The 20,689-nt window shown below is 68.6% G+C and carries 18 protein-coding genes; 9 read left to right on the forward strand and 9 right to left on the reverse strand.

Annotation, left to right across the window (positions count from 1 at the left end):
• Positions 1 to 787: DUF6600 domain-containing protein (locus L6Q21_RS11620; protein ID WP_336246244.1), on the reverse strand; the 787-nt coding region annotated here is incomplete at its 3' end.
• Between the two features lie 123 nt (positions 788 to 910).
• Between L6Q21_RS11620 and L6Q21_RS11625 the strand changes: the two genes are divergently transcribed.
• Positions 911 to 2,674: a DUF885 domain-containing protein gene (locus tag L6Q21_RS11625; RefSeq protein WP_237830930.1), complete on the forward strand. Its 1,764-nt coding sequence runs from the start codon at positions 911 to 913 to the stop codon at positions 2,672 to 2,674.
• A 248-nt stretch (positions 2,675 to 2,922) separates the two neighbouring features.
• On the opposite strand, the gene L6Q21_RS11630 is transcribed toward L6Q21_RS11625, so the two are convergent.
• Both L6Q21_RS11630 and L6Q21_RS11635 read right to left on the reverse strand, forming a co-directional pair.
• A complete protein-coding gene (locus tag L6Q21_RS11630; protein ID WP_237830931.1) occupies positions 2,923 to 4,047 on the reverse strand; it encodes an acyl-CoA dehydrogenase family protein in 1,125 nt (374 codons plus the stop codon).
• Between the two features lie 41 nt (positions 4,048 to 4,088).
• On the reverse strand, positions 4,089 to 5,297 hold the full coding sequence (locus L6Q21_RS11635; protein WP_237830932.1) for an acyl-CoA dehydrogenase family protein: 1,209 nt from the start codon (positions 5,295 to 5,297) through the stop codon (positions 4,089 to 4,091).
• A gap of 276 nt (positions 5,298 to 5,573) precedes the next feature.
• On the opposite strand from L6Q21_RS11635, the gene L6Q21_RS11640 reads away from it, so the two are divergent.
• Complete coding sequence (locus L6Q21_RS11640; RefSeq protein WP_237830933.1) at positions 5,574 to 6,239, forward strand: glutathione S-transferase family protein; 666 nt, start codon at positions 5,574 to 5,576, stop codon at positions 6,237 to 6,239.
• A gap of 22 nt (positions 6,240 to 6,261) precedes the next feature.
• Here the strand turns inward: L6Q21_RS11640 and L6Q21_RS11645 are convergent, their stop codons facing one another.
• Genes L6Q21_RS11645 through L6Q21_RS11655 form a run of 3 tightly spaced genes read right to left on the reverse strand, consistent with a single transcriptional unit; the run spans position 6,262 to position 11,025 of the window.
• A complete protein-coding gene (locus L6Q21_RS11645; RefSeq protein WP_237830934.1) occupies positions 6,262 to 7,581 on the reverse strand; it encodes a serine hydrolase domain-containing protein in 1,320 nt (439 codons plus the stop codon).
• Positions 7,542 to 9,971, reverse strand: coding sequence for a patatin-like protein (locus tag L6Q21_RS11650; protein ID WP_237830935.1), 2,430 nt, complete (start codon positions 9,969 to 9,971; stop codon positions 7,542 to 7,544). The genes L6Q21_RS11645 and L6Q21_RS11650 overlap by 40 nt, the downstream gene beginning before the upstream one ends.
• Before the next feature lie 34 nt (positions 9,972 to 10,005).
• Complete coding sequence (locus L6Q21_RS11655) at positions 10,006 to 11,025, reverse strand: 2-hydroxyacid dehydrogenase (protein ID WP_237830936.1); 1,020 nt, start codon at positions 11,023 to 11,025, stop codon at positions 10,006 to 10,008.
• A 64-nt stretch (positions 11,026 to 11,089) separates the two neighbouring features.
• Here L6Q21_RS11655 and L6Q21_RS11660 point away from each other — a divergent pair, with 64 nt between their 5' ends.
• Both L6Q21_RS11660 and L6Q21_RS11665 read left to right on the forward strand, forming a co-directional pair.
• The gene (locus L6Q21_RS11660; protein ID WP_237830937.1) at positions 11,090 to 11,623 is read left to right on the forward strand and encodes an SH3 domain-containing protein; all 534 of its coding nucleotides are present in this window, start codon (positions 11,090 to 11,092) and stop codon (positions 11,621 to 11,623) included.
• A gap of 12 nt (positions 11,624 to 11,635) precedes the next feature.
• Positions 11,636 to 12,193: a GGDEF domain-containing protein gene (locus L6Q21_RS11665; RefSeq protein ID WP_237830938.1), complete on the forward strand. Its 558-nt coding sequence runs from the start codon at positions 11,636 to 11,638 to the stop codon at positions 12,191 to 12,193.
• A gap of 258 nt (positions 12,194 to 12,451) precedes the next feature.
• Here L6Q21_RS11665 and L6Q21_RS11670 read toward each other — a convergent pair whose 3' ends face one another.
• The 3 genes from L6Q21_RS11670 to rpmE all read right to left on the reverse strand — a co-directional run bounded on the left by L6Q21_RS11670 (position 12,452) and on the right by rpmE (position 14,761).
• Positions 12,452 to 13,888 carry an NAD(P)H-hydrate dehydratase gene (locus tag L6Q21_RS11670; protein WP_237830939.1) on the reverse strand — a complete coding sequence of 479 codons (1,437 nt, stop codon included), beginning with the start codon at positions 13,886 to 13,888 and terminating at the stop codon, positions 12,452 to 12,454.
• Positions 13,885 to 14,397, reverse strand: a complete 513-nt coding sequence (locus L6Q21_RS11675; RefSeq protein ID WP_237830940.1) for a DUF3598 domain-containing protein — start codon at positions 14,395 to 14,397, stop codon at positions 13,885 to 13,887. The genes L6Q21_RS11670 and L6Q21_RS11675 overlap by 4 nt, the downstream gene beginning before the upstream one ends.
• A 133-nt stretch (positions 14,398 to 14,530) precedes the next feature.
• Positions 14,531 to 14,761 carry a 50S ribosomal protein L31 gene (gene rpmE, locus L6Q21_RS11680; RefSeq protein ID WP_237830941.1) on the reverse strand — a complete coding sequence of 77 codons (231 nt, stop codon included), beginning with the start codon at positions 14,759 to 14,761 and terminating at the stop codon, positions 14,531 to 14,533.
• Between the two features lie 199 nt (positions 14,762 to 14,960).
• On the opposite strand from rpmE, the gene L6Q21_RS11685 reads away from it, so the two are divergent.
• The 5 genes from L6Q21_RS11685 to L6Q21_RS17995 all read left to right on the forward strand — a co-directional run bounded on the left by L6Q21_RS11685 (position 14,961) and on the right by L6Q21_RS17995 (position 20,588).
• Positions 14,961 to 16,481, forward strand: coding sequence for a carboxyl transferase domain-containing protein (locus L6Q21_RS11685; protein ID WP_272492462.1), 1,521 nt, complete (start codon positions 14,961 to 14,963; stop codon positions 16,479 to 16,481).
• A 3-nt stretch (positions 16,482 to 16,484) separates the two neighbouring features.
• On the forward strand, positions 16,485 to 17,258 hold the full coding sequence (locus L6Q21_RS11690; protein ID WP_237830943.1) for an enoyl-CoA hydratase-related protein: 774 nt from the start codon (positions 16,485 to 16,487) through the stop codon (positions 17,256 to 17,258).
• Complete coding sequence (locus L6Q21_RS11695) at positions 17,255 to 19,168, forward strand: acetyl/propionyl/methylcrotonyl-CoA carboxylase subunit alpha (RefSeq protein ID WP_237830944.1); 1,914 nt, start codon at positions 17,255 to 17,257, stop codon at positions 19,166 to 19,168. The genes L6Q21_RS11690 and L6Q21_RS11695 overlap by 4 nt, the downstream gene beginning before the upstream one ends.
• 52 nt (positions 19,169 to 19,220) lie before the next feature.
• On the forward strand, positions 19,221 to 20,339 hold the full coding sequence (locus L6Q21_RS11700) for an isovaleryl-CoA dehydrogenase (RefSeq protein ID WP_472908851.1): 1,119 nt from the start codon (positions 19,221 to 19,223) through the stop codon (positions 20,337 to 20,339).
• Positions 20,340 to 20,465: 126 nt separating this feature from the next.
• A complete protein-coding gene (locus tag L6Q21_RS17995) occupies positions 20,466 to 20,588 on the forward strand; it encodes a hypothetical protein (protein ID WP_255696876.1) in 123 nt (40 codons plus the stop codon).
• Positions 20,589 to 20,689 lie beyond the last annotated feature (101 nt).

Genomic DNA, 20,689 nt, shown 5'->3' on the forward strand with positions numbered 1-20,689 from the left:
GATCGGGCCGGGGCGGCCGCGCCACCGCGCCATCGGCGGGGCGCGACGGGCGCACCGCCTGCGTGCGGCCCGGCGCGGGCGCGACGGCGCGCGGATTCTGCCGCTCCACCTGCTTGCGGATATAATTGCCCATCACCGCGTCGGAATCCGGCCTTGGCCGCGTCGGCGGGCGGGTGCCCGGATTGTGCCCCGGATTATGCCAGCCCGGCCGCCCCGGGCGCACATAATGCGAATTGCCTGGCCGATAGGCCCAATAGCCCGGCGCGTTCACCCACCAGCCGTCGCCATAACCATAGCCATAGCGATTCCAGCCATAGGGCGGCAGCGGCGCCCAGCTCGCATAGCCGTTGCCGGCCCGCCAATCGACCCAGCTCGCCCCGAAGCGGGTATCGGGCACCCAGAACCAGCCCAGCCGGCTGTCGCGGCCCCAGCGGCCATAATGATAGGTGGCCCAGCCGAACGGCTCCGACGACATCCAGCGCCGGCCATAGCGCGGATCGTCCCGCCAGTAGCCGCGCGAATAGGGCTGCCAGCCGGCGCCGACATTGGCGGGCAGGAACACCCGGCCATAGCGGTCGTGCAGGCTCCAGCTCCCATAGGCCGACAGCGCGCCATAGAAAATGTCGACGGAAGCCGCGTCGCGGCCCCACCATTCGACCGGCGGCGCCGAATCGACATAATGGCCGCTGTCGAGCGGCGCTTCCGACCAGCCATAGGGAGAGACGCAGCCCGCCAGCGCCAGGCCGGCGCCCAGAACCACCATCGGTGCCAATATCATCTGCTTCATAACCGACACGATGTGACGAAGCGGTTGAACGGGGGCTGACCGGAACTTCGCCGAAACGGGTTGCCTTCAGCATAGTATACGATTTAGGCTGGAGCCGCCAAGACAAGAGGAAAGGGGTGCGGGATGAGCGGGCATCGTTTGGTAGCGACAGTGGCGGTTTCGCTTTGGCTGGGAGGCGTGCCGGGCGCGACCCTCGCCCAGACGGCCCAGACGGCCCCCGTGCAATCGGCCGACGCCCGGCTGAAGGCGCTCTACGACGCCGAATATGAATGGCGCCGCCGCGACCAGGGCCGGCTCGAAGGCTTCGGCCCCGCCTCGCTGGGGGACAGGCTGCCCCGCGTCGATCCGAAGTCGCAGGCCTCGCGCCTCGCCTATTGGGACGGCGTGCTGGCCGAGCTGGACCGGATCCCCCACGACCAGCTTTCGCACGAAGAGCGGATCAACGCCGCCGTCTTCCGCACGGCGGTGGAGGTGATGGCCAACGAGGTTCGCTGGAAAACCCATGAAATCCCCTTCAACACCGACAGCTTCTTCTGGACCGGCCTTTCCCCCATGCCCGGCAGCGGCTTCGCCGACGCCGCCCAGTATCGCCGCTACATCAGCCGCCTGAACGACATCCCGCGCTATTTCGCCGAGAATATCGCCAATATGGAGAGCGGCCTGAAGCGCGGCTTCTCCAACCCGCAGGTGGTGCTGGCCGGCCGCGACAAAACGGCGGAACCCTATCAGGCGCGCGACGAGACGAACCCGCTCTATGGCCCCTTCAAGGCGATGCCCGCCTCGATCCCCGCCGACGAGCAGGCGCGGCTGAAGGCGGAAGGGCTGGCCGCCATCCGCAATGTGGCGGCGCCCGCCTACGACGATCTGCTGGCCTTCCTGCGGACGGAATATTTCCCCAGGGCCCGCTCCGGCATCGCCGCTTCGGAGCTGCCCGATGGCCGCGCCTTCTACCGCTCGCGGGTGCGCGACTTCACCACCACCGACCTGACGCCGAAGCAGATCCACGAGATCGGCCTGAAGGAAGTGGCCCGCATCCGCGCCGACATGGAAGCGACGATGAAGGAAACCGGCTTCAAGGGCACGATGCCGGAATTCTTCCACTTCCTGCGAACCGACCCGCAATTCTATGCGAAGACCCCGCACGAACTGCTGGCCGAAGCCTCCTATGTGGTGATGAAGTCGATCGGCAAGATGAACGAGACCGTCGGCACGCTGCCGCGCTACCGCCACGGCATCGTCCCCGTCCCGGACGCCATCGCCCCCATCTACACCAGCGGCCGGGGCGGGCTGCAGAACTGCCAGTTCAACACCTACAAGCTCGATTCCCGCCCGCTCTACACCCTGCCGGCGCTGGCCCTGCACGAATGCACGCCCGGCCACAGCTTCCAGGCCGCGCTGGCGCTGGAAGCGCCCGAGCGGCCGGACTTCCGCAAGCAGCTCTATTTCTCCGGCTATGGCGAGGGCTGGGGCCTCTACACCGAATGGCTGGGGCAGCAGATGGGCATCTACGAAACCCCCTATCAGGAATTCGGCCGCCAGACCTACGAGATGTGGCGCGCGGTGCGGCTGGTGATCGACACCGGCATGCACGAATATGGCTGGAGCCGCGAAAAGGCGCTGGAATATTTCAAGGACAATGTGGCGCTTTCCGAGCTGGAGATCACCAACGAGGTCGATCGCTACATCAGCTGGCCCGGGCAGGCGCTGGCCTATAAATTGGGGGAGATCAGCATTCGCAACCTCAGGCGGGAAGCCGAAGCGAAGCTGGGGCCGAAGTTCGACCAGAGGCAATTCCACGACGTGATCCTGGGGCTGGGCGCCGTGCCGCTGACGGTGCTGGAATCCGAAGTCCGGCGCTGGATCGACGAAACCGCCGCCAAGGGCTGAAGCCGACGGCGCTCCCTTTGCGGGGATGGCCGCGCAATTCCCCAACCCCATCCCCCCGGATTCCCCAACCCCCGTCACCCCGGGCTTGACCCGGGGGTCCAGCTTTGTTCTCCGACGCTATGGCAGTGGAAAAGCCGGACCCCGGGTCAAGCCCGGGGTGACGAGAGGCTCGGTTCAAGCCGGACTGCCCACCGACTCTGTTGCGGCAATGCCAGAATTTCGCAGCCATCCCCGGAAGGGGCGGGGCTTTAAAGCCCCGCTTCCAGCCGGCCCATATGCCAGTCGAAATCCCCGAACTGGGTTTCGATGATCGACAGCCGCTTGAAATAATGCCCGGCCGGCAGTTCCTGGGTGATGCCGATGCCGCCATGCGTCTGCACCGCCCACTGGCCCAGCGCCCGCGCGCCCTTGTTGATCTTCGCTTTCGCCTGGCTGACCCATTTCGGCCGCTCGGCGTCGTCCAGCCGCAGCGTGCCCATCAGCGTCATGGAGGTCGCCTGCTCGGCTTCCATGAACATGTCCACCAGCCGGTGCTGGATCACCTGGAAGTCGCCGATCGCCTTGCCGAACTGCTTGCGCTGCTTCGCATAATCCAGCGTCAGCTCGTGCAGCTTCTTCATGGCGCCGGTCGCTTCGGCGCATTGCGCCATGGCGGCATGGTCCAGCAGCTTCCCGATCAGCGGCAGCGCCCCGCCTTCCGCCCCCAGCAGCGCCTCGGCACCGATTGCCGCATTCTCGAAATAGATTTCGCTCGCCATATAGCCGTCGACGCAAGGATAGTCGCGCCGCACCACGCCCTTCTGCCCGGCCTCCACCAGGAACAGCGACACGCCGTCCGCCTCGCGCTGGCCGCCGCCGGTGCGCGCCGACACCAGAAGATGCGTCGCATAGGGCGCCGCCACCACGACCGCCTTATGCCCGTTCAGCACCCAGCCAGCCCCATCCGCCTTCGCCGTCGTCGCCACGTCGGCCGGATTGTAGCGCCCCTGCGGCTCGTAGAATCCGGCGCCCAGGATCACCTCGCCGGCGATGATGCCCGGCACCAGCGCCTCGGCTACCGCGCCGCCGGTTTCCACCAGCGCGCCGGCGCCCTGCACCACGGTCGCCACATAGGGCTCCACCGCGATCGCCCGGCCGAATTCCTCCATCAGCACCATGCTGTCGATCGGGCCGCCGCCGAAGCCGCCATAGGCCTCGGGCAGGGCCGCGCCCAGGATTCCAAGCTCGGTCGCCAGCGCCTTCCACACGCCCGGATCGCGGCCGCCGTCGCGCCGCAGCATGGCGGCGCGCTTGTCGAAATCATAGGTGTCGGCAAGGTAGCGGCTCAGCGTGTCGCGCAGCATCACCTGCGTTTCGGAGAAATTGAAGTCCAAAATCCGTCTCCCGTGAAACCTGTCTCAGGGGGTGCCGGGCCTCAGAGGCCCAGCACCATCTTCGCGATGATGTTGCGCTGGATCTCGTTCGATCCGCCGTAGATCGAGGTCTTGCGCATGTTGAAATAGGTGGGCGCGGCGCGGTGCGCGAACTCCGGCCCGATCGGATATGCGTTCGAGCCTTCCGGGAAGCCGCGGAAATAGGGCGCGGCATAATTGCCCGCCGCTTCCAGCACCAGCTCCGTCAGACGCTGCTGGATTTCCGTGCCCTTCACCTTCAGCAGCGAGGATTCCGGCCCCGGCCCCTTGCCGGCGGCTTCGCCCGCCAGCGTGCGCAGTTCGGTGAACTCCAGCGCCGTCAGGTCGGTTTCCAGCTCCGCCACCTTGCGGCGGAAGAAGGGGTTGGACAGCAGCGGCTGGCCGTTGCCGTCCGGCTGCGCCGCGGCGATTTCCTTCAGCCTCTCGATCCCGCGCTTGGAGCGCGCCACGCCGGCGATTCCGGTGCGCTCATGCGCCAGCAGGAACTTGGCGCAGGTCCAGCCCTTGTTCTCCTCGTAAACCCGGTTCTCGACCGGCACCTTCACATTGTCGAGCCAGACTTCGTTCACTTCATGCTCGCCGCCCAGCGTGATGATCGGCTTCACCGTGATGCCCGGCGTCTTCATGTCGATCAGCAGGAAGCTGATCCCCTCCTGCGGCTTCACCGTCGGGTCGGTGCGCACCAGGAAGAAGCCCCAGTCGGCGTGCTGCGCCAGTGTCGTCCAGGTCTTCTGGCCGTTGACGATATAATAGTCCTTGCCGTCTTCCGTCACCCGCTCGGCCCGCGTGCGCAACGAGGCGAGATCGGAACCGGCGCCCGGCTCGGAATAGCCCTGGCACCACCAGACATGGCCCGACAGGATGCCGGGCAGATGCTGCGCCTTCTGCTCCGGCGTGCCGAAGGTGTAGATCACCGGCCCGACCATGTTCACGCCGAACGGCAACGGCGGGATGGTCTCGGCGCGGGCGGACTCCTCGGAGAAGATGTAGCGCTCGGTCGCCGTCCAGCCCGGCCCGCCATATTCCTTCGGCCAGCCGGGCGCCGCCCAGCCCTTCGTCGCCAGGATCTGGTGCCAGGCGAGCATGTCCTCCCTGCCCAGTTCCTCGCCCTCGTCCTGCTTGCCGCGCAGGTGGGCGGGGTAGTTTTCGGCAATGAACTTGCGCACTTCGTCGCGGAAAGCGGTTTCTTGCGGGCTGAACGCCAGATCCATCGGGTAATCTCCCTTGCAACTGCCATGGCGGCTAGCATCCGCCCTCCCCCATTCCAAGCTGACATATTGGCGTATCCGACGAGGGGCCATCCTCTCCCGTCACCCCGGGCTTGACCCGGGGTCCAGCTTTCTTCTTCCACCGCCTCGCCAACAGAATAGCTGGACCCCGGGTCAAGCCCGGGCGACGGGGAGATGGCGGCTGGCCCCATCCAGACGGCCCGGCAAATGCACAGCCCTCTGGCGCGCGCGGATTCCGGCGCTAATAGGAGGTTGAACATGTGGCGCCTCCATCAATTCCCCCTTTGCCCCTTCAGCCGTGCGGTTCGCTTCGCCATGGCCGAGAAGGGCGTGGCCGCGGAACTGGCGCTGGCCTACCCCTGGGAACGCGGCGAGACGCTGTCGCGCCTGAACCCGGCGATCCAGACTCCGGTGGTGGAAAATGGCAATCTCGTGCTGTGCGACAGCAACGCCATCATCGAATATCTCGACGAAACGGTGGAGCGCACGCCGCTCATCGGCGCCAGCGCCGCCGAGCGGGCGGAGGCGCGCCGCCTCGCCCACTGGTTCGGCCAGCGCTTCTACGGCGAGGTGACGGCGCCGCTGCTGGCGGAACGCATGTACAAGCGCATCATCAGCCGCGAGATGCCGGACGGGATAGCCATCCGCAACGCCAACCGCGCCGCCGAACTGCACCTGCAATATATCGACGACCTGCTGGACGAGAACCGCTGGCTGGCCGGCCCCACCTTCAGCCTGGCGGACATCCACGCCGCCGCGCAGATTTCGGTGGCCGACTATCTGGGCGGAATCGACTGGGGCGGCCATCCGGCCGCCAAGGTCTGGTATTCGGCGCTGAAGTCCCGCCCCAGCTTCCGGGCGCTTCTCTCCGACCGGATGGAGGGGATCCGCCCGCCTCCGGACTACGACAAGCTCGACTTCTGAGGCGCCAGGGGCCGGAGCGGCTTCAGCCGCGCGCGTGATCCGCCGCCAGCGCCCTGTTCAGCCGCTTTTCGTTCGGCCCCTTCTCATTCCCCAGCGATTGCAGCATCAGCACCACCGCCTGCTGCCGGATCGGGTCGACATGGCAGAGCGTGCTCGCCGCTCCGCCCCAACCCCATGTGTCGACGGAATAATGTTCCGGGTTGCGGGCGCTCGTCTCGAACAGCACGGAGCGGCCGCCGGCGCCATAGCCCTCCGTCTCGGCGTAGAACACGCCCGGCTCCATCAGGTTCGACATGGCAAGGCGGGCCATGCCGCGCGGCAGCAGCATCTTCCCCTCGAACAGCCCCTCGTTCAGCATCATCTGCAGGAACCGGGCGAAATCCTCCGCCGAAGAGGCAAGCCCGGCCCCGCCGGCCAGCATCGCCGGACGGGCGGAAAGCTCGGTCTTCGCGGCGCTGTCGATCAGCACCGGCTTCTCCAGCAGCGCCCAGTTCGCCGGGTTGCGCCAGGCGTAAAGCCCGGAAAGCCGCTTCTGCTGCGCCCCCGTCAGCCAGAAGCCGGTGTCGCGCATGCCGAGCGGCTGGAGCAGCTGCCCGGCGAAGATGCGGTCGAGCGTCTTTCCCGTCAGGCGCTCCAGCAGCGCGCCGGCGACATCCAGCGAGATGGAATAATGGTAGAGCGTGCCCGGCTCGGCCAGCAGCGGCAGCGTCGCCAGCCGCTCCATATAGGTCTTGAGGTCAGGCGCCGGCGTATCCCCCGGCCCCAGCAGCGCGCCCGCCGACATCGGCTGCAGCCCCAGCCTTTTATATTCCTTCTGCAGCGGCCCGTTGCCGGTGAAGCTGTAGGTGAAGCCGGCGGTGTGCGTCAGCAGATGCCGCAGCAGGATCGGCTTTTCCGCCGGCCTGCTGTCCAGCCCCTTCTCCGGGTCGGTCAGCACCCGCATGCGGCCGAATTCGGGCATGATCTCGGCTATGGGCGTGTCGATCGTCAGCTTGCCGTCGGCCACCTGCTGCAGGGCGGCGACGCCGGTCACCTGCTTCGTCATGGAGAAGATGCGCCAGATGGTGGCGGGCGTCACCGGCGCCCCGCCTTCGAACTGGGTCCGGCCCGTCGCCATCCAGGTAGGGCGGAAACCGCCAGGCTTCAGCACGCCGACGATGGCGCCCGGCACCAGACCTTCCGCCACATAGGCCTCGATCAGCGCCTGCACCGCCGGATAGGGGCTGCCGCGTCCGAAAGCCGGGGCCGCGCCCGTGCCGGCCGCCGCCACGATTCCCGCCAGCAGCCGGCGCCGGTCCAGCATCAGCCCGGCTTCGGCGGATTGCGCTCCCCCTGCCCCCATTTCGCCACCCTTTCCTCAAGATCGTCGAACAGAGGCTCCACCCGCTGCAAGCGCGGGCGCTCCGCTTCGACGATCGCCTCGAACAATTGCGTCTTCCAATAGCGCACGTCCAGCGACACTTCCGGGACAGCGCTCGCAACAATATCCACCAGCCGCTCCGCCGCGTGCAGCCGCCCCCACAGATAGTCGTTCTCGCGGTAGGCGCGGCTGAAGAAGCCGGCGAAGGCGTTCAGCTGCCAGCCCTTCAGGCAGGCGCGGGTTCCGCCCTCCATCAGCGCCGACGCGTCGTCGGGGGAGATCCGGTCCACCTTCAATTCCTCGAAGCCGTCGAAGCCCTCGTCGCGGATCAGCGGCAGGATGGCGATGTCGTAGAAGGGAAATCCCAGCCAGGCGCGAATCAGCGCCCGGCGCATCGGCCGGCCGAAACCGGGGTCCAGCGCCGCCGCCACCAGCACCCGGTCGGCCTCGGCGTCCAGCGCGGAGAGGCGCAGCGTCAGCGCCAGCCGGTCGATCAGCGCCCCGCCCGCCTCCGCGCGCGCCTCGGCCGCCGGGGCGTGCAGCAGCGCCCGCGCCGTGTCCGCCAGCGCCTTCCTGTCCTCCTCGTCGATGCCGCCGCGCCGCGCCTCGAACGGCGCCACCGCCGCGTGCAGCGCCGCCTTCAGCGCCTCGCCGCTTTCCCGCTCTTTCAAGTCGGTGGAAGCCGCGATCGCCGCCGACAGCCGGCGGATGAAGAAGCGCAGCCGCCGCACGCGGAAATGAATGTCCAGCTGCTTCAGCAGCCGCACATAGCCGCTGCCCTCCGCCTCGCCGCCGATGGCGGCGTCATGCGCGAAGGCGCCCCGGGCGATCGCCGCCTGCTCCAGCCCGCGCCGCAGCGAATCCGCCTCGGCGCGGGAAAAATCGCCGCTTCGCGCCACGATATCCGCCGCCTCGTCCAGAACGGCCTGCAATTTCAGCTGCGCATAGGCGCCGAAGGCGAACCCCGCCTCCCGCGCCGCCTGCGAATGGATTCGCGACCGCGCCTTCGCCAGCCGCTCGGGCGAGACCGGCAGCAGGAAGAAGCGCGCGCCGACCGCGCGCAGGATCGCCTCGTCCACCGCCGTCGTCATCGCGTCGGTCACCGCCCGCATCCGCCGGCTGCGTTCCGAAAGCCGGGCGATGGATTCCAGGCTGTCGCGGATCGGCTGCGCGCGCGGGATATCGGCCATCGCCCGCAGCATGGCGGTGAAGAAGCCCGGCTCGCGCTTGTCGAAGGCGGCCATCGGCCCGTCGGTCCCGGGCGTCGGGTCGATATAGACGAAGCGCCGGTCCACCTCGCGGTGCGACGGGCGCAGGCGCACGGCGGCGATCGCCGGGCCGAAGGGGGCGTTGTGCAGCACGCTGCCGTCGATCAGCGCCACCTCCTCGGGCGGGCGGTCGCTCGCCAGCTGCGAGGCGACGAAGGCGGCGCGGCCGGGCCAGTCGCGGCCGGTTTCCGCCAGCCGCTCGTCCACCTCGACGATGGAGGCCGGCGGGAAGGCGCCGGGGAAGCTCGCGGTCGCCCGCGCCGCCAGCAGCAGCGCCGGCCGCTCCGCCACCGCCCGGCGTTTCGGCAGCGTCGGCGCCTCGCCCGCTTCCTGCCGGCGCACCGGGCTGTGGATCAGCGTCAGCGCATGGCTTTCGAAGGCGAACAGCCGCCGATGCTCCCGCTCGACCACCACCGGCGGCGAGTTGATGTGCAGTTCCGCGTTCACGCCCCAATAGTCGGTGGCGGTCACGAACAGGCTCAGGGGCAGGGTCGGCGGCAGCAGCGGCGCGCCGGCCGGCCCCACTTCCATCGCGTCCATCGCCTCGTCCAGCATGGCGGTCAGCCCGGCGCCGGAAAAGGGCGGCTTGAACCAGCGGCTGCGCACGAAGCGCGCCAGCTTCAGCGCCACCTCGGCCCGCACCTCCGGCACATCGACCGAGGCGAGGCTGGCCGACTGCCGGGCCGCGAACCAGGCCACCGGCTCCTTGTAGAATTGCGCCAGCCTGGCCGGCACGCCGCTTTCCGGCCGAGCCGCCGGGTCCATCAGCGTCTCGACATCGGCCCGCTCCAGCCACATGTCGGTCAAGGGCTCCAGCGACTGTCCCAGCGTCAGCGCGTTCGACAGCAGCACCGCGTTCAGCCCGCCGGCGGAAGCCCCGGCCAATATGTCGCAGATGACGGCCAGCTCGGTCGTCCGCCCGATCTCCGCCAGCAGCGCCTGCCAGACCGGCTCGGTGTCGCCCGAAGCCGCCCCGCGGGACTTCGCAGCCTCGCTCGCCCGCAGCAGCTTCCACAATTCCTTGGTGATGCCGTGCATATAGACGGCCAGGCTCACCCCGCCATAGCAGATGAGGGCGAGGCGAAGCTCCTTCTCGCGGATCATCGCCCTCTCCCCATTCGAGCCGACGCCCGCGCCGTCAGATGTCCGCCAGCACCTGGTCCGGCGGCCGGTGCCCGTCGGAGAAGACGCGGATATTGGCGATCACCTTCTCGCCCATCGCCTGCCGCCCCTCGAAGGTGGCGGAGCCCATGTGCGGCAACACCACCACATTGGGCAGCTTCAGAAGCTTCGGCGAAATCGCCGGCTCGTGCTCGAACACGTCCAGCCCGGCGCCGGCGATGCCGCCCCGCGCCAGCGCCTCCACCAGCGCCTCCTCGTCCACCAGCGCTCCGCGCGCGACGTTGATCAGATAGGCGTGGCGCTGCATCCGCTTCAGCCGTTCGGCGTTTATCATGTGCCTTGTTTCCGCCGTCTCCGGGCAATTGAGGCTGACGATGTCCACCCGCTCCAGCATGGCGTCGAGCGTCGGCCACCAGGTGGCCTCCAGCGCCTCCTCCACCGCTTTCGGCAGGCGGTGGCGGTTGTGGTAATGGATGGAAAGCCCGAAGGCCCGCGCCCGGGCGGCCACCGCCTGCCCGATCCGCCCCATGCCCACGATCCCCAGCCGCTTGGCCGCGATACGGTGGCCCAGCATGCCGGTCGGGGTCCAGCCGCCCCACTTGCCGGCGCGCACCAGCTTCTCGCCTTCCGACATGCGGCGCGGCACGGAGAGGATCAGCGCCATCACCAGATCGGCGGTGTCGTCCGTCAGCACGCCCGGCGTGTTGGTGACGGTGATTCCCTTCGCCCGCGCGGCCGATAGGTCGATATGGTCGAAGCCGGCGCCGAAATTGGCGATCAGCTTCAGGTCCGGCCCGGCGCCTGCGATCAGGGCGGCGTCGACCTCGTCCGTCACCGTCGGCACCAGCACGTCCACGCCGGCCCCGTCCACACCGGCGATCGCGGCGGCGAGGCTTTCGCGCGTCGGCGGCACATCCTCCAGGTTCAGGGTCACGTCGAACAGTTCGGCCATCCGGGTTTCCACCGCCTGCGGCAGGCGGCGGGTGACGGCGACGCGAACCTTGCGGTCATACTTCTGGAAGCGGCTGGCTGGCATGCCCCTGCTTAAGCCGGTCGGCCTTGCTCTTGCAAGCGCGGCCCGCCCTTGGCAGGAGGCCGATATGCGCGCTTTTCTCCTGCTGCTGATCGCCCTGCTGCTGGTGCCGGCGCCGGCTCTCGCCCAACAGCCGACTCCGGCCCAGGCCAGCCAGCCCACCAACAAGGACGCCCTCAAGAACCGCTCCGGGCTTCCGGTGCCCCGCTTCGCCTCGCTTCGCGCCAACAAGGCGCATATGCGCTCCGGCCCGGGCAAGGAATATCCGGTGACCTGGACCTTCGTCCGCGCCGGCACGCCGCTCGAAGTGGTGGCGGAATGGAACATCTGGCGCAAGGTGCGCGACGCCGACGGCACCGAGGGCTGGATGGACCGCGCCATGCTCTCGGGCGACCGCAGCATCCAGATCACCCGGCAGACGCGCGACCTGCGCGCCCGCCCCGACCTTTCCTCGCCGATCGTGCTGCGCGCCGAGCCGGGCGTGGTGATGCGGGTGACGATGTGCGCCGACCGCTGGTGCCGCGTGGAGGGCCAGGGCCGCTCCGGCTATCTGCTGCGGGAGCAGGGCTTCGGCGTCTATCCGAACGAAACCATCGGCTGATAATCGCGCCCGATGATTCCGCTGACGGTCATCCTGCTCGCGAGCCTGTCGCCGCTGCTGGCGATCCTCCTCATCCTGCTCGGCGTGGTGGTGGTGCGGCAGAGGCGGCGGATCGGGAGGCTGCTGGTGGAAGCCCGCCACGACCCGCTGACGGGGCTTCCCAACCGGCGCGGGCTGGAAGTGCACTGGAGCGGGGCGCAGGAGGAGATGTCGCTGATCCTCATCGACCTCGTCGGCTTCAAGGCTGTGAACGACAGCCATGGCCATATCGTCGGCGACACGCTGCTGAAACAGGTGGCGCAGCGCCTCGCGGCGGCCGTGCCGCCGCCCGGCCTCATCGCCCGCTGGGGCGGCGACGAGTTCGCCGCCGCCGTCCCGCGCGACTGCACGGACAAACAAATGGCCCTGTTCGACAATGCGCTGACCATGGCCTTCGACCTGTCGGAAGGCGGCGGCCCGGCGCATGTCCGGATCGGCGCCCGCACCGGCATTTCCGACGGAGAATCGCAGCTTCCCTCCGCCGTCCGCAGCGCCGCGCGCGGCCTGCTGGAAGCCAAGGCCGAACGCTAAAGCCCCTCCCGTTACACGGAGGGGTTGGGGTGGGGGCGTCCCGCAAGCCCCCCCAAAAAAAGGCGATGATGCAGTTTTGAAACCAACGGCAATTGTGCGGTCGCCAATCTGACACCCGACATTCCAAACACCCGTCACCCCGGGTCAAGCCCGGGGTGACGGGGGAGTTGCACAGTCGTCGCTTGCAACCGGAATCGCCGACCGCAACCGACGTTCACCGCCTCGGTTTCAAAACTGCACAATAGCCAAAAAAACCATTCACCCCATCAACCCGCCCAGAAGTTCCCGAAGAGCCACCCCGGCCAGATCCTCGGCGATCAGCCCCGGCCCCAGCTTCGCCCCCAGTTCGCCGTGCAGCCAGCAACCCGCCGCAGCGGCCTCGAACCCCCGCATCCCCTGCGCCAGCAGCCCGGAAATCAGCCCGGAAAGCACATCGCCCGACCCGGCCGTCGCCAGCCAGGGTGGGGCATTGGCGTTGATCGCCGCCCGTCCGTCCGGCGCGGCGATGCAGCCGTCCGCCCCCTTCAGCACCACCACCGCGCCGCTGATGTCCGCCGCCGCCCGCGCGCGCTCCAGCCGGCTGCCGGAAAGCGTCGGGAACAGCCGCGCGAACTCCCCCTCATGCGGGGTCAGCACCACCGGCCGGGCGTGCCGGCGCACCAGCCGCGCCAGATGCGCCGCCTCGCCCTCGAAGGCGGTGATCGCATCGGCATCCAGCAGCACCGCCTTGCCCGATTGCAACGCCGCCCCCGCGACACAGCGCGCCTGCGGCCCCGCCCCCGGCCCGACGCAGGCCGCCTTCAGCTTCGGCCCCGCCAGCAAACGGCCGAACCCCTGCGCGTCCGCCTCCGCCAGCATCACCGCCGTCAGATGCGCGGCATGGACGCGAAGCGCCGCCGCCTCCCCCGCCAGCGTCACCGCCCCCGCCCCCACCCGCAGCCCGGCGGAGGCCGCCAGCCGCGAGGCCCCGGTCTGAAACTCCGGCCCGGACCAGACCAGCAGCCCGCCGCGCGCATATTTGTGCGTATCGGCCGCCGGGTGCGGCAAGGCCCAAAGCCCCGGCCCGTTGCGCCAAAGCCGCGCCTCGGCCGGCGGCGGCAGCCCGATGTCCGCCACCAGCAGCCGCCCGGCATGCAGCCGGCCCAGCAACAGCAGATGCCCCGGTTTCGGGGTATGGAAGGTCACGGTCGCCGCCGCGCGGATCGCCGGCCCCAACGCCACGCCGCTGTCGGAGTCGATCCCGGACGGCATGTCCACCGCCAGCACCGGCCGGCCGCCGGCATTGGCCCGCGCCACCCATTCCGCCGCCCGGCCCTCCAATCCGCGCGCCAGCCCGGTGCCGAACAGCGCGTCGACGATCAGATCCGCCTGCCAGTCGCCTGCGTCCCCGCCGTCCCAAAGCGCCGCCGCCTTTCGCGCGTCGGGCGTGGCCGGCGGCGCCAGCACCTCCACCGTCACCGCATAGCCGCGCGCCTTCAGCAAGGCCGCCGCCACCCAACCGTCCCCGCCATTGTTGCCCGGCCCGGCCAGCACCAGCACCCGCCCGCGCGGCGGCAGCATCCGCTCCGCCTCGCGCGCGACGGCTTCCGCCGCCGCCCGCATCAGCGCGAAACTGTCGTGCCCGGCGGCGAACCAGCCTGCCTCCGCCGCCCGCATTTCAGCGGCCGTCAGCAGCGGCCGGGCCGGCTCCCTCATGCCGCCCGCTTCAGCTTCGCGTCGGCCGCCTGCCAGTCGCGGCTGACGAGCTTCTCCTCGATCGCCGTGCGCGATTGCAGATCGCCGCCGCGTATCCAGTGCCAGGTCCGCACGCGCTTCTTGCCGCAATCGGAAATCTGCACCATTTCATACAGATAAAGCTCGGGATCGGCCGCCGCCTGCCAGTAGAGCACCAGCGATCGGTGGTTTTCGTCCAGCACCAGTTCGGTCGCCCAGCCCTTCACCGCGCCGGTATCCCACCAGATCTTGCCATCCTTGTAGACGGCCGGAATCTCCTGCACCTCGCTGCGGCCGTCCGCCCAGGAGAAGATGTTGGTCTGGTGGTAAGGAAAGCCGCCCTCCTCGGGAAAGCGGCAGATCACGCGCGAGCGATGCTCGTCCGCCAGCTTCCCGTCCGCGCCATAGTGGCGATAAACGCCTTCCCACACGCCTTCATGGCGTGCGAGCAGCGCCATCTCCTCCTTCAACCCCATCTTCCGCCCCTTCATGAAAAGGAAAGGCGGATTGTTACGACTGAGGGCCGGCGCAGGGCAAGCGGCGCAAAGAAACAGACCGCGCCCATGGGTCGCCGGCTGCCTGCGATCCGCTGCGAACGGGCGGCCCGTCCGGGCCGCGCGCCGCTTACTTCTTCAGGCCGGAAAGGCCGCCGAAGCGCTTGTTGAACTTGGCGACGCGGCCGCCGTCCTGCAGCTTCGCGGCGCCGCCGGTCCAGGCCGGGTGGCTCTTCGGGTCGATGTCCAGCGCCAGCGTGTCGCCTTCGCTGCCCCAGGTGGAGCGCGTCTCGAACAGGGTGCCGTCGGTCATCTGCACCTTGATGGTGTGATAGTCGGGGTGAATGCCGGCCTTGGCCATAAAATGATCCTTCCTGAAATTGGCTGGTTCCGACCAGCCTGGAAAGTGGGCGCGCATAGCGGGCATCCCCCGAAAAGGCAAGGCGTCCTGTCGATTCCAGCCCTTCCCGGCCGCGGCAATCCCGCCTAGGGAAGCCCGCATGCCTATCATCGGAACGGGAATCCCCGAGGATCGGGAAAGCGCCGCCAATCGCCAGGCGATGGCCGCGCTGGTCTCGGAATTGCGCGCCCGCGCACGGCAAGTGGCGGAAGGCGGGCCGGAAAACGCTCGCCAGCGCCATGTCGCGCGCGGCAAGCTCTTGCCCCGCGAACGGGTGGAGCGGCTGCTGGACCCCGGCACCGCCTTCCTGGAGATCGGCCAGTTCGCCGCGCAGGATGTCTATGGCGAGGATGTGCCGGCCGCCGGCGTCATCGCCGGCATCGGGCAGGTGTCGGGTCGGCTGGCGATGATCGTCGCCAACGACGCGACGGTGAAGGGCGGCAGCTATTACCCGCTGACGGTGAAGAAGCATCTGCGCGCGCAGGAGATCGCCGCGCAGAACCGCCTGCCCTGCGTCTATCTCGTCGATTCGGGCGGCGCCAACCTCCCCCGGCAGGACGAGGTCTTCCCAGACCGCGAGCATTTCGGCCGCATCTTCTTCAATCAGGCGAACATGTCGGCCGCCGGCATCGCGCAGATCGCCGCCGTCATGGGAAGCTGCACGGCGGGCGGCGCCTATGTGCCGGCCATGGCCGACCAGTCGATCATCGTGAAGGAACAGGGCACCATCTTCCTAGGCGGCCCGCCGCTGGTGAAGGCGGCGACCGGCGAGGATGTGACCGCCGAGGAACTGGGCGGCGGCGACGTGCACGCCCGCATCTCCGGCGTGGTCGACCATCTGGCCGAGGACGACGCGCATGCGCTGGCGCTGGTGCGCGCGGCAATGGCCACCGTGCCGGCCGGCGCAACCCCGGAGCGCGCGGCCTCAAGGCCGCCCCGCTTCCCGGCCGGGGACCTGCACGCGCTCGCCCCGGTCGACACCCGCCACCCGACCGACGTGCACGAGATCATCGCCCGCCTCACGGACGGTTCCGAGTTCGACGAGTTCAAGCCGCTCTACGGCTCCACCCTCGTCACCGGCTTCGCCCGGATCGAGGGGCTGCTGGTCGGCATCATCGCCAACAACGGCATTCTCTTTTCGGAAAGCGCGCTGAAAGGCGCGCATTTCATCGAGCTTTGCTGCCAGCGGAAGATACCTCTGCTTTTCCTGCAGAACATCTCCGGCTTCATGGTCGGCAAGGCCTATGAGAATGAGGGCATCGCCAAGAATGGCGCCAAGCTCGTCACCGCCGTCGCCACCGCCGCCGTGCCGAAGATCACGGTGGTGATCGGCGGCAGCTTCGGCGCCGGCAATTACGGCATGTGCGGCCGCGCCTATTCGCCGCGCTTCCTCTGGATGTGGCCCAACGCCCGCATCAGCGTGATGGGCGGCGAGCAGGCGGCCAGCGTGCTCGCAACGGTGAAGTCCGGCGGCTTCCAGAACGCCAAGGAAGAGGAAGCCTTCAAGGTGCCGATCCGCGCGCAATATGAGGCGCAGGGCAACCCCTATTACGCCAGCGCCCGCCTGTGGGACGACGGCATCATCGCCCCGGAAGACACGCGCAGCGTCGTCGCCCTCAGCCTGGCCGTGGCGCTCAACCAGCCGGTGGCGGAAACCCGCTTCGGCCTGTTCCGGATGTAAGCCATGCTGCGCCTCGAAACCGACAGCCGCGGCCTCGCCCGCGTGACGCTCGCCCGGCCGGACAAGCACAACGCGTTTGATGCCGCCACCATCCTCGAACTCACCCGCACCTTCGCGACGCTGGGCGAGGACGAAGCCGTGCGTGCCATCCTGCTGACAGGCGAAGGCCCCAGCTTCTGCGCCGGCGGCGACGCGCAATGGATGCGCGAATCCGCCAGCCTCTCCGAAGAGGAGAACCGCGCCGACGCCATGCGCCTGTCCGACATGCTGGCGACCATCGACAATTGCCCGAAGCCGGTGATGGCGATCGCCCATGGCAATGTCTTCGGCGGCGGCGTCGGCCTTATCGCCTGCGCCGACATGGTGGCGGTGAAGCCCGGCGCGCGGTTCCGGCTTTCCGAAGTGCGCCTCGGCCTCACGCCGTCCACCATTTCGCCCTTCCTCGTGGCGAAGATGGGCGCCTCCAGCGCCCGGCGCTATTTCCTGACGGCCGAGGATTTCGGCCCGGCCGACGCCATAGCCATCGGTCTCGCCCATGTCGAGACCGACGACCCGGAAGCGCAGGTGGAAAGCTGGTTCGCCCATCTCCGCCTTGGCGCCCCCGGCGCCATCGCCGAGGCGAAGGGGCTGGTGCGCGATGTCGCCGGTCGCGCCATTTCCTTCTCGCTCCGCTCCGACACGGCCGACCGGATCGCTGCCCGCCGCGCCTCCGCCGAAGGCCGCGAGGGGCTGACGGCCTTCCTCGAAAAGCGCAAACCCGATTGGGCCAATTCATGAAGAAGCTTCTGATCGCCAACCGTGGCGAAATCGCCTGCCGCATCATCCGCACCGCGCGGCGCATGGGCATCGCCACCGTCGCCGTCCATTCCGATGCCGACGCCCAGGCCCTGCATGTGCGCGAGGCGGACGAGGCCGTGCACATCGGCCCGGCGCCGGCGCGCGAATCCTATCTGCTGCCGGAAAAGATCCTGGAAGCCGCCCGCCAGACCGGCGCCGACGCCGTCCACCCCGGCTATGGTTTCCTGTCCGAAAACGCCGATTTCGCCGAGGCCGTGCGCAAGGCCGGGCTGGTCTTCGTCGGCCCCTCCGATCAGGCGATCCGGGTGATGGGCCTGAAGGACAGCGCCAAGTCGAAGATGAAGGCGGCCGGCGTTCCCATCACGCCCGGCTATATGGGCGAGGACCAGTCGCTCCCCCGCCTCGAACGCATGGCCGAGATGATCGGCTATCCGCTGCTCATCAAGGCGGTGGCGGGCGGCGGCGGCAAGGGCATGCGCCCGGTCAACGCCAAAAGCGAATTCACCGAAGCCCTGCTCGCCGCCAAGCGCGAGGCGGCGGCCGCCTTCGGCAACGACGGGGTGATGCTGGAAAAGCTGATCACAAGGCCCCGCCATGTGGAGGTGCAGATCTTCGGCGACGCCCATGGCAATGTCGTCCACCTGTTCGAGCGGGACTGTTCGCTGCAACGCCGCCACCAGAAGGTGATCGAGGAAGCGCCCGCCCCCGGCCTCTCCGCCGAGCTTCGCCATATCCTCGGCGTCGCCGCCGCCACCGCCGGCCATGCCATCGGCTATGAGAATGCCGGCACCGTCGAGTTCATCCTCGACATGGACGATGTGGACGAGCACGGCGACCCGAAATTCTACTTCATGGAAATGAACACCCGGCTGCAGGTGGAGCATCCGGTGACGGAAGCCATCACCGGCCAGGATCTGGTGGAATGGCAGATCCGCGTGGCGCGCGGCGAAATGCTGCCGCTGATGCAGGACGCCATCGAATGCCGGGGCCATGCGGTCGAGGCGCGGCTCTACGCTGAAAACCCGGACAAGGGCTTCCTGCCCTCCACCGGCACCCTTACCCGCCTCGCCTTCCCGCCAGCGGCGCGGATCGACACCGGAGTCGTCGAGGGTGCGGACGTGACGGTCCACTATGACCCGATGATCGCCAAGGTGATCACCCACGCCCCCACGCGCGAGGAGGCGCTGGCGAAGCTAGTGCAGGCGCTGGACGCGATCGAGGTAGAGGGCGTCACCACCAACCGCGGCTTCCTTGCCCGGCTCGCGGCCCACCCGGCCTTCATCGCCGGCGAAGTCGACACCGGCTTCATAGCCCGCCACGAGCCGGAATTGTTCGAGGCGACGGCCGCCCCGCCCGGCGTGGTGGCCGCCGTCGTCGAGAAGCTGGTGGCGCCTCCCGCCGCCGGCACCGGCTTCGCCCAGCCCTTCCGCCTGAACCTCCCCGCCGTCACCCATGGCGCCCTCTGGACCCCGGACGGAGAGGAGTATCGCTTCACGCGCGGCCCGGACGGCGTGCAGCTTGGCGGCGAGACCGTCCCGCGCGACGGGCAGGCGACGCTGGTGCCGGTCGACGACGGCTATGAGGCGCGGCTGAAGGGCCGGTCCTGGCGCTTCGCGCTGGAGAACCCCGGCTGGCAGGGGCACAGCGCCGCGGGCCCCTCCGACGGCAGCATTCTCGCACCGATGCCGGGCAAGGTCATCAGCCTGCACGTGAACCCCGGCGACAGGGTGGCGGCCGGCGACCGGCTGCTGGTGCTGGAAGCGATGAAGATGGAACACCGCCTGACAGCGCCCTTCGACGCGCGCGTGGAGCAGGTGTCGGTCGCGGCCGGCGGGCAGGTGGCCGAAGGCGCGCTGCTGATCACGCTTGCGCGCGAGGGCGGGGAATAGGGAGAGGGATATGCTGAACCAGTTGCGCTTCGACCATGGCGCGGAATTGCAGATGCTGCGCGAAAGCGTGCGCGCGTTTGCCGAAGCGGAAATCGCCCCGCGCGCCGACCATATCGACCGCGCCAACGAATTCCCACGCGACCTCTGGCCGAAGCTCGGCGAACTCGGCCTGCACGGAATCACCGTGAAGGAAGAGGATGGCGGCGCCGGCCTCGGCTATCTGGCGCATGTGATCGCGGTGGAGGAAATCAGCCGCGCCTCGGCGTCCGTCGGCCTTTCCTATGGCGCCCACTCCAACCTCTGCATCAACCAGATCGCCCGCTGGGGCACGGCGGCGCAGAAGGCGAAATATCTGCCGAAGCTGATCTCGGGCGAGCATGTCGGCAGCCTCGCCATGTCGGAGCCGGGCGCCGGCTCGGACGTGGTCTCGATGCGGCTGCGGGCGGAAAAGCGCAACGGCCGCTATATGCTCAACGGCAACAAATTCTGGATCACCAACGCCCCGCACGCCGACACGCTGGTGGTCTATGGCAAGACCGACCCCGAGGCCGGGCCGAAAGGCATCACCGCCTTCCTGGTGGAGCGGGGGATGAAAGGCTTCTCCACCGCGCAGAAGCTGGACAAGCTCGGCATGCGCGGCTCCGACACGGCGGAGCTGCTGTTCGAGGATTGCGAAATCCCCTTCGAGAATGTGCTGGGCGCGGAAGGGCGCGGCGTGCAGGTGCTGATGTCGGGCCTCGATTACGAGCGCGTCGTGCTTTGCGGCGGGCCGCTCGGCCTCATGCAGGCGGCGATGGACGTGGTCCTGCCCTATGTCCACGACCGCAAGCAGTTCGGCCAGCCGATCGGCGAGTTCCAGTTGATGCAGGGCAAGCTCGCCGACATGTATGTCGCCCTCTCCACCAGCCGCGCCTATGTCTACGCCGTCGCCCAGGCCTGCGACCGGGGCGAGACCGCGCGCAAGGACGCGGCGGGCGCCATTCTCTATTCGGCGGAAAAGGCCACCTGGATGGCGCTGGAGGCGATCCAGGCGCTGGGCGGCAACGGCTATATCAACGATTATTCCACCGGCCGGCTGCTGCGCGACGCCAAGCTCTATGAAATCGGCGCCGGCACCTCGGAAATCCGCCGCTACCTGATCGGGCGGGAATTGTTCGCGGAAACCGCCTGAATCCACGCGCTGCTCAACGCCAATCCTGCAGGATTCAGCGAATAAGACGCATTTCGTCGGATTTCTCCAATGAAACTGCAATACGCCGGGGCTATTGCCGCAGCGCAACAGAGAAAGGAGAGATCGATGCCGATTCTTGAAGCTCTGCTATCGCTGGACGCGGGCGAGGCCATTCTGGCGATGGCGGCGCTGACCGTCATCCTGATCGCCAAGTCCCGCCGTGGTCGGGGGCCTTACAGCAGCAACTGAAAAGCCTGACGATTGCAAAGGTGGCTCTGGAAGGGAGAGCCACCTTGTAGCCGCCCCTTCGTGGGCCTTGCACCCTTCTCTCAGGGCACCCTTCTCTCAGG

Origin of the sequence: Sandaracinobacteroides sayramensis, assembly GCF_022014495.1 — a bacterium.
GTDB lineage: Bacteria > Pseudomonadota > Alphaproteobacteria > Sphingomonadales > Sphingomonadaceae > Sandaracinobacteroides > Sandaracinobacteroides sayramense.